Below are 2554 nucleotides of genomic sequence, written 5' to 3' on the forward strand. Positions count from 1 at the left end.
ACCACCTGAAAATCGATAAAACCCCACACCCCACACCCCACACCCCCCACCCTGCCACCACCGAAAAGCTTTTTGCCGCAAACCCTACTTAGATAGCTGATGGCAAAAAAAAACAAAGCTAATAGTTAGTAACTAAAAAAAAGATGTATCTACTTGACAAAATAAAAAACGGAACCTTGGTATTGATCGGTTACTTATTATCGCCCCTGTGTTGGTGGAACGATCTAATTTTTAATCTGCCGATCGCCTACGGTTTCGGTCGTTTAATTGCTTGCTTGCACGCCGATTTTTTTCTACCAGCGGCCATGGTTGGTTATTGGTTATCTAATCTTGTGGGAATTCTGCTAATGCAATTCGGGACGAAAGAATTAATCGGTGGAGAGAAAGAAGAACGCAATTGGCAAAAAGAATTAAGAAATGGATTACTTTCCTCGACAGTTTACACTTTAGTTATTCTGGGCCTAATTCATTTTCAGGTATTAGAAATGCCCCTGTTATCCTCGATCGCCACTTTTTCCCCGTGATTCCCAAAACTTACTTAAACAATAGCTTAATTTTCTTGGTTATCTTGTTAACATCGCTAACTTTTACGGATTTAGCGATCGCTATTCGCCAGCAGCCGCAAGGATTTGCTTGGGAAAAATCGCTGCTGCTATCTATTCATCAAACTGCTAATTTAAACCTAAACTTTTTGGCCATAAAACTAACGGGATTAGGCACTTATTGGGGAGTGGCTCCGATACTAACAATTTCACTGCTGATTTTTGCCCTAAAAAAATACTGGTATGGGTTCGCTTATCTCCTTGTGACCATGGCGGGAGGTTGGGCAATTAGTTATAATCTCAAGATTCTTTTTCATCGAAACCGCCCGCAATTTTGGCAGTTATTTTATCCCTTACCCGATGATTTTGCCTTCCCTAGCGGTCATGCTTTATTTAGTTCCCTATTAGTGGTTTCTTTACTGATCCTATCTTGGAGAAAGCGGTGGTTTTTAGGGGTAGTTTTACTGGGGATTCCCTTCCTCTTAGTTATTGCTTGGACCCGTCTTTATTTAGGAGTTCACTTTCCTAGCGATATCCTTGCCGCTTGGCTTTTAGCGATCGCTTGGTCCCTCTTAGTTCATCTCTGGTGGCGACAGTTATTAGAGACACCCAAGGCGATCAACACCCAAGAGGAAACTAATAATTAGTTGATCGACTTGCTGCCCCAAAAAAATATCACGTTATACCTAAATTTTTGGAGAAAGCTAATCAAAGCCCTATAGTAATTATCGTTTGATATTCGTCGCTGACACTGAATCATGAAACCAAAAATGCCTAAAGGGAAGGGTCTATCCCTGGGACGGTTTCAAAGCCGTCCCCTTGCTTTTCTCACTTTAGTTCTTCTCTGCATTTTAACCTTTACCTTAGCCCCGTCATCGCCCCTGATGGCCACGTCTAAATCTGAGACTAAGATAGACTTTGTATCGCCGGCGTGGGTAGCACAAAATCTCAACGATCCGAAGTTAAAAATTCTCGATGTGCGGATTAATCCTTTGGAATATATCACCGGTCATTTACCAAAAGCGGTGAATATAGCCGACAATAATTTTCGTGGTCCAAACGGATTTTTACCGGTTCAATATTGGCAAGAGGATAAAATTGGCAGTCTCTTTGCCGCCGCGGGAATCACTAATGGCGATCGAGTGGTAGTATATTCCGATGGTCGCGATGTCTTGGGGGCAACCATGGTCGCCTATTTATTAGAGCGATCGGGTTTCCGAGATGTGGCCGTCTTAGATGGTGGTTTTAAGGGTTATAAGGGTTCTGAACAAAAGGTAACTAAAGAATTCCCTAAATATCAACCCGGGAGCTTTACTGTCCGTGATAATCCCTCGATTCGGGTGACTTTGGCAGAAGTAGAGAAATTGATCGGCAAACCCGATGTGGTTTTTATCGATCCTAGACCGGAAGAACTTTTTCAGGGGAAACAGGATATCTGGCTGAGAAATGGTCATATTCCGGGGGCGAAAAATATACCCTGGCCGACTTTTACGGAAGCGAATAATCCCGATGAATCTCTAAAAAATCCCCATAAATTGAAATCTTTAGACGAAATCAGGAAGATTCTTGCCCAACGCAACATCAAGCCCTCCGATAATATTATTGTCAGTTGCAGTACGGGACGGGAAGCGACTTTACAGTATGTTGTCCTCAAACATCTGCTCGGTTATCCCAAGGTGCGAATTTATGAGGGTTCTTGGACAGAGTACAGTACCACAGATCTGCCCGTCGCTACCGGGCCAGAAAAAGCAGTCTAAAGTCAAGTTTGTCGGTTTATACTCGTTGTGTTTAACCATCTTGCCCAAGATGGTTTTTTTGTTGGGGTGGGTTCCCGAGGACGACCAAGTGAGGGTTTGCTGAATAAATCTAAAAATCTTGTTGGATAAGGTTTTTAGACTTTTTTTCTCTCAAAAATTGCCGACCATTGGAGTGATTGGGGGGAAAATTCAGGTACTTTTTCCCTGAAAATTAGGTAGTTGACCACCTGAAAATCGATAAAACCCCACTTCCCC

General features: G+C 42.7%; 3 protein-coding genes. All 3 read left to right on the plus strand.

Features of this window, described 5'->3' with window-relative positions:
* Nucleotides 1-143: 143 nt before the first annotated feature.
* Nucleotides 144-524, plus strand: a complete 381-nt coding sequence (locus tag PX636_RS13645) for a DUF7980 family protein (protein WP_002795947.1) — start codon at nt 144-146, stop codon at nt 522-524.
* Nucleotides 521-1189, plus strand: coding sequence for a phosphatase PAP2 family protein (locus PX636_RS13650; protein ID WP_288117586.1), 669 nt, complete (start codon nt 521-523; stop codon nt 1187-1189). The genes PX636_RS13645 and PX636_RS13650 overlap by 4 nt, the downstream gene beginning before the upstream one ends.
* A gap of 111 nt (nt 1190-1300) precedes the next feature.
* Nucleotides 1301-2299 (plus strand): sulfurtransferase, encoded by a 999-nt coding sequence (locus PX636_RS13655; protein ID WP_288117587.1) that lies wholly within the window; start codon nt 1301-1303, stop codon nt 2297-2299.
* Nucleotides 2300-2554: the final 255 nt, after the last annotated feature.

This window comes from Microcystis sp. M53598_WE2, assembly GCF_030067735.1.
GTDB lineage: Bacteria > Cyanobacteriota > Cyanobacteriia > Cyanobacteriales > Microcystaceae > Microcystis > Microcystis aeruginosa.